This is a genomic window from Streptomyces sp. NPDC030820 (genome assembly GCF_055572075.1).
The window spans coordinates 82101-88239 of record NZ_JBVIEB010000014.1; the positions used below are offsets into that span (position 1 = coordinate 82101).

Annotated in this window: 6 protein-coding genes; all 6 read left to right on the top strand. The window is 70.7% G+C overall.

What is annotated here, in order from left to right; all coding sequences use genetic code 11:
- Positions 1 to 69 precede the first annotated feature (69 nt).
- Complete coding sequence (locus ACZ418_RS33040; RefSeq protein ID WP_468370498.1) at positions 70 to 1080, top strand: RNA polymerase sigma factor; 1011 nt, start codon at positions 70 to 72, stop codon at positions 1078 to 1080.
- A gap of 127 nt (positions 1081 to 1207) precedes the next feature.
- The gene (locus ACZ418_RS33045; RefSeq protein WP_468370501.1) at positions 1208 to 2137 is read left to right on the top strand and encodes an ABC transporter ATP-binding protein; all 930 of its coding nucleotides are present in this window, start codon (positions 1208 to 1210) and stop codon (positions 2135 to 2137) included.
- Positions 2134 to 2904: an MlaE family ABC transporter permease gene (locus tag ACZ418_RS33050; protein ID WP_023545776.1), complete on the top strand. Its 771-nt coding sequence runs from the start codon at positions 2134 to 2136 to the stop codon at positions 2902 to 2904. Before ACZ418_RS33045 ends, ACZ418_RS33050 begins: the two co-directional genes overlap by 4 nt.
- 3 nt (positions 2905 to 2907) lie before the next feature.
- On the top strand, positions 2908 to 3723 hold the full coding sequence (locus ACZ418_RS33055) for an MlaE family ABC transporter permease (RefSeq protein ID WP_468370504.1): 816 nt from the start codon (positions 2908 to 2910) through the stop codon (positions 3721 to 3723).
- Between the two features lie 4 nt (positions 3724 to 3727).
- The gene (locus ACZ418_RS33060; RefSeq protein ID WP_468370506.1) at positions 3728 to 4984 is read left to right on the top strand and encodes an MCE family protein; all 1257 of its coding nucleotides are present in this window, start codon (positions 3728 to 3730) and stop codon (positions 4982 to 4984) included.
- Positions 4981 to 6021 carry an MCE family protein gene (locus tag ACZ418_RS33065; RefSeq protein ID WP_468370509.1) on the top strand — a complete coding sequence of 347 codons (1041 nt, stop codon included), beginning with the start codon at positions 4981 to 4983 and terminating at the stop codon, positions 6019 to 6021. Before ACZ418_RS33060 ends, ACZ418_RS33065 begins: the two co-directional genes overlap by 4 nt.
- Positions 6022 to 6139 lie beyond the last annotated feature (118 nt).

Below are 6139 nucleotides of genomic sequence, written 5' to 3' on the forward strand. Positions count from 1 at the left end.
GGATACCCGGCGGTAATGTCGCCACCCGCCGGGAGCACCGGACCGGCGGGTGAGCGCGAAGGGGCCCTCATGGCGACGGACATGCCTGCGGACACAGCTGCCGCCGACGAGCGCTGGCAGCGCATGTGGAGCCACCGCGAGCAGTTGCTCAAGGTGGCCCGGCGCCGCTCGATGAGCCTCGAGGACGCCGAGGACGCCGTACACGAGGCGATGCTGCGGGCCGCGGAGCGCCCGGACCTCGACGACGAGCGGCTCGGCGCCTGGCTGACGACGGTGACCATGCGGTTGTGCGTCGACCGGTACCGGCAGGTCAACCGCGAGGCCGAGGTGGGCAGCCGTCCCACGCTCGTCGCGCCGGGCCCGGTGCCGGTCGAGGAGGTGGTGTGCGACCGGGCCGAGGCGAAATGGCTCGCCGTGCGCAGCGGGGAGCTGCCCGCGCGGCAGGCGGAGGCGCTGCGGCTGAAGTCCGAGGACCTGGACGTGAGCCAGGTCGCGGTGCGGATGGGGCTCAGCTATCGCACCGTCGAGTCGCTGCTCGCCCGGGCCCGGCGGACCCTGCGTGCCTCGCTGGCCGGCACGCTCGGGCTCGTCCTGTTCCTGTTCGGGCGCGGGCGGCTGCGCGGCGGCGGCAAGGCCCAGGCAGTCGCGGCCACCTCGACGGCGGCGACCCTGGTGGTGGCGGGATTCGTGCTGCCGTACGCGCTCCACGCGGGCGGAGGCGGGAGCGGTCCGGTGCCGCGGCCGGCCGTGTCCGGCGGGGCGCGGGTGGCCGACAGCACCGACAGCTCCGGCAGCACCGGGCAGTCGCGCGCTCCCCGGACGCACCGGCCGTCGGCAGCCCCGACTCGGGCCACGGCTCGGGCCACGACTCGATCGCCCTCCGCCGAACCCGTCGTACCGCTCTCCGTGCCGCCCCTGCCGAAGGTCTCCTCGCCCTCGCTTCCGCAGCTGCCGACGGAGTCCGCGGTGCCGTCGGTGCCGCCGCTTCCCACGGCGCCGTCCCTGCCGTCCGTTTCCCTCCCCGTTCCCACGCCGAGCGTGCCTTCCGTCAAGTTGCCGGCAACGCCCACGCTGCCGTAGCAGGTCAAGCCGCCGTAGCACGCCGTAAACACGTCCGAAAAAATTTTCCCGGTCGCCGCGACGGACGCCCCGCCCCTCCCCGTAGAGCAGATGTCGGAGCTGCTCCACGGGCGAAGGGTGGAACCGGATGGGTGTCGAGATCTGTGTGGAAGGGCTGACCAAGTCCTTCGGTCACCAGGTCATCTGGGAGGACGTCTCGCTGACTCTGCCCGCCGGGGAGGTCTCGGTGATGCTCGGGCCCTCCGGGACGGGCAAGTCGGTGTTCCTCAAGACGCTCGTCGGGCTGCTGAAGCCGGAGCGCGGCTCGGTGAAGGTCGCGGGCCGGGACGTCACCCGGCTGCGCGAACGCGACCTGTACGAGGTGCGGAAGCTGTTCGGTGTGCTGTTCCAGGACGGCGCGTTGTTCGGCTCGATGAACCTCTACGACAACATCGCCTTCCCGCTGCGCGAGCACACCCGCAAGTCCGAGAGCGAGATCCGGCGCATCGTGCTCGGGAAGATGGAGATGGTCGGGCTGATCGGCGCCGAGGGGAAGCTGCCCGGCGAGATCTCCGGCGGTATGCGCAAGCGGGCCGGGCTCGCCCGCGCCCTGGTCCTCGACCCGGAGATCATCCTGTTCGACGAGCCGGACTCGGGTCTGGACCCGGTGCGCGTGGCCTATCTCAACCAGCTCATCGTCGACCTCAACGCACAGACCGACGCGACCTTCCTGATCGTCACCCACGACATCGCCTCCGCCCGGCAGGTCCCCGACAACATCGGGCTGCTGTTCCGGCGCGAGCTGGTGCTGTTCGGGCCCCGCGAGCAGCTGCTGACCAGTGACGAGCCCGTGGTGCGGCAGTTCCTGAACGGCCGGATGCAGGGGCCGATCGGCATGGCGGAGGAGAAGGACGCGGCCCAGGTCGAGCAGGAGCTGGCCCAGATGGACGAGGCCGGCTCGGTCGAGGGCCTGACTCCCCGCCTGCTGCCGAGCCCCGGCATCGCCCGCCCGCCCCGCTGGGAGGCGATCGCGCGCCGGGAGGCCGAGCTGCACGGGACGGGGGTGACGGGCGGATGAGCCTCTCCCCGACCGGTGCGCTCAGGCACTCGGGCAACCTGTTCGCGATGGCGCTGGACGTCGTCCGCACCCTGCCGCGACGGCCCTTCCAGGCACGGGAGTTCATCCAGCAGGCGTGGTTCGTCGCGAGCGTCACGATCCTGCCGACGGCTCTGGTCTCGATCCCCTTCGGGGCGGTCATCGCGCTCCAGATCGGCAGCCTGACCCGGCAGCTGGGCGCGCAGTCGTTCTCCGGTGCCGCGTCCGTGCTCGCCGTGCTGCGCGAGGCCTCGCCGATCGTCACCGCGCTGCTGATCGCGGGCGCGGGCGGCACGGCGATCTGCGCGGACCTGGGGGCGCGGAAGATCCGGGACGAGATCGACGCGATGCAGGTGCTCGGCATCGACCCGATCCACCGGCTCGTCGTTCCGCGGGTGCTGGCGTCGATGGTCGTGGCCGTGCTGCTCAACGGCCTCGTCTCGGTGGTCGGCGTCGCGGGCGGCTATTTCTTCAACGTCATCCTCCAGCACGGCACCCCCGGCGCCTACCTGGCGTCCTTCACCACCCTCGCCCAGCTGTCCGACCTGTGGGCGGCCGAGATCAAGGCGCTGGTGTTCGGGGCCATCGCCGCGATCGTCGCCTCGTACAAGGGACTGACGGCGAAGGGCGGGCCGAAGGGTGTCGGCGATGCCGTCAACCAGTCCGTGGTGATCACCTTCATGTTGCTGTTCGTGACCAACTTCGTGATGACCGCCGTGTACTTCCAGGTCGTCCCGCAGAGGGGTTAGCCGATGAGACTTCTCGACCGCCCCTTGCGCTCACTCGAAGAGCTGGGCACCCAACTGTCCTTCTACGGCCGCTCGCTCGCGTGGACCGGCCGCACGCTGCGCCGCTACAAGAAGGAGATCCTGCGGCTGCTCGCCGAGGTCAGCTTCGGGCGCGGTGCGCTCGCCGTCGTCGGCGGCACGGTCGGCGTGATCGCCTTCCTGTCCTTCTTCACCGGCACCGAGGTCGGCCTCCAGGGCTATGCGGCCCTGAACCAGCTCGGCACCTCCAACTTCGTGGCGTTCCTGTCGGCGTACTTCAACACCCGGGAGATCGCCCCGCTGGTGGCCGGACTCGCCCTGTCCGCGACGGTCGGCGCCGGGTTCACCGCGCAGCTCGGCGCGATGCGGATCAGCGAGGAGACCGACGCGCTGGAGGTGATGGGCGTCCCGTCGCTGCCGTTCCTGGTGACGACCCGGATGGTCGCCGGCTTCGTCGCGGTGATCCCGCTGTACGTGATCGGGCTGCTGTCCTCGTATCTCGCCGCCCGCACCATCACCACCGGCTACTACGGGCAGTCGACCGGCACGTACGACCACTACTTCCACCAGTACCTGCCGCCGGTGGACGTCCTGTGGTCCTTCGGCAAGGTGATCGTCTTCGCCGTGCTGATCATCCTGGTGCACTGCTACTACGGCTACCACGCGAGCGGCGGCCCGGCGGGCGTCGGCGTCGCGGTGGGCCGGGCGGTGCGGACGTCCATCGTCGCCATCAACGTCCTGGACTTCTTCCTCAGCCTCGCGATCTGGGGCGCCAACACGACCGTACGGATCGCGGGGTGAACCGGTGAGAACACTGAGACTCAGGCTGTACGGCATCGCGTTCCTCGCCGTCCTCGCGTTGCTGCTGTCGCTCGCGGTGGCCGTCTACCAGCAGGCGTTCACGTCCGTCGTACCGATCACGCTGGAGGCCGACAGTCTCGGCAACCAGCTCGATCCGCGCGCCGACGTCAAGCTGCACGGGGTGCTGGTCGGCGAGGTGCGCGAGGTGCACGCCGACGGCACCAAGGCGACCCTCGACATCGCGCTCAAGCCGCAGTACGTCACGTACATCCCCGCGGACGTGCACGCGCGGCTGCTGCCCAAGACGCTGTTCGGCGAGAAGTACGTCGACCTGGTGGCGCCCGCTCGTTCCGCGCAGTCGTCGGCTCGGCCCATCCGCGCCGGGGACGTCATCACCCAGGACCGTACGAAGGTCGGCATCGAGGTGCAGCAGCTGATGAACGACCTGCTGCCGCTGCTGCGGACCGTCCGGCCCGGTGAACTCAACGCCACCCTCTCGGCGTTCGCCACCGCGCTGGAGGGCCGCGGCGACCGGATCGGCGACAACCTCACCCGGGTCGAGGGCTATCTGCGCCGCCTCAACCCGCACCTGCCGTCGATCAAGGAGGACATCTCGCGTTTCGCCGATGTCGCCGAGGTCTACGGCGACGCCGCACCCGACCTGATGCGGATCCTGCGCAACACGGTCACCACCAGCCGCACGATCGTGGAGAAGCAGGACCAGATGGCCGCAGGGCTCCGCTCGACCGCTGCCGTGGCGGGCACGGCGGACGGCTTCCTCGCCGAGAACGGCGACCGGCTGATCACCCTGGGCCGGGTCTCCCGCCCCACGCTGGAACTGTTCGCCCGCTACTCCCCCGAGTACCCGTGTCTGCTGAAGGGCCTGGTCCGGCAGGAGAAGGCGTCGGAGGACGCGTTCCGGGGCGGGGAGATGCGGATCACCCTGGAGGTCGTACGGCCGCAGGGGGCCTACCGGCCCGGTGAGGAGCCGGTGTACGGCGAGCGGTCGGGCCCGGACTGCCGTGGCCTGCCGCATCCGCAGGTGCCCGGGCCGAAGCCCCATCTGAACGACGGTACGTCCGCCCGCAGTTCGGGCGGCTCGCTCCCCGGAGGTGTCGACGTGTCCGCCACCGCGGCCGAGCAGCGGGCCGTCGGCTCGCTCGTGGCCCCCGTCATGGGCGTGCCCGCGGACCAGGTGCCGCCCGTCGCGACCCTGCTGTTCGGGCCGCTCGCGCGCGGAACGGCGGTGAGTGTCGCATGAGCAGGGCAGGAGCCCGGCAGACCGCCGGCCCGCTGATCAAGTTCAGTCTCTTCGCACTCGTCACCATCGCGGCGACGGCACTGCTCGCCGCCACCATCGTCAACGTCTCCTTCACCCCGAAGGACACCTACCACGCGGTGTTCTCCGACGTCACCGGACTGGAGACCGGCGACGACATCCGGGTGGCCGGAGTGCGGGTCGGCCAGGTCGAGGGCATCCGGATCAAGGACCGGACCCTGGCCGAGGTCACGTTCACCGTCACCGCCGACCGCCCGTTGCTCGCCGGCACCCACGCGGTCGTCCGCTACCGCAACCTGGTCGGGCAGCGGTACATCGCCCTGACCGAGGGCACCGGCGACGTCGGCAGGCGGCTGCGGCCCGGCGGCACCATCCCGCTGTCCCGGACCCAGCCGGCGCTGGACCTCAACGCCCTGCTGAACGGCTTCAAGCCGCTGTTCGCGGCGCTCAGCCCGAGCGACGTCAACCAGCTCGCCACCGAGATCATCCGGACCCTCCAGGGCGAGGGCGGCACGGTGAACAGCCTGCTCGCGCACACGGCCTCGCTCACCACGACCCTCGCCGACCGCGACAGGCTGATCGGCTCGGTGATCGACAACCTCAACACCGTCCTGGAGACGCTCGACAAGCGCGGCTCCCGCTTCTCCGATCTGCTCACGCAGCTGCGCCGGGTGATCTCGGGGCTGTCCGCCGACCGCAGGCCCATCGGGGAGTCCCTGGTGAGCATCGGCGATCTCACGGACGCCACGGCGGGGCTGCTGAAGGACGCACGTCCGCCGCTGAAGGACGACATCGCCGGTCTCGGCGATCTCACCGGAACGCTGAACAAGAACGAGAACACCGTGGAGGGTGTCCTGAAACGGCTGCCGAACAAGCTCAACAAGCTGACCGGGACGGCGTCCTACGGCTCGTGGTTCAACTTCTACCTCTGCGACTTCGACGGCCGGATCGTGCTGCCGAAGACGAAGCAGGTCATCACCCCGGAGCTGCATGTGGCACGGGCGAGGTGCGGAGGATGAGCATGCGCGTCCCGCGGCGCAGGGTCCGCCGCCCCGAACCGCTGGTGAAGGTACGGGTCCTGCCCCCGAAACTGCCGAGGCTCCTCCCCCGGCTGCCCCAGCGCAAGACCCGCCCCCA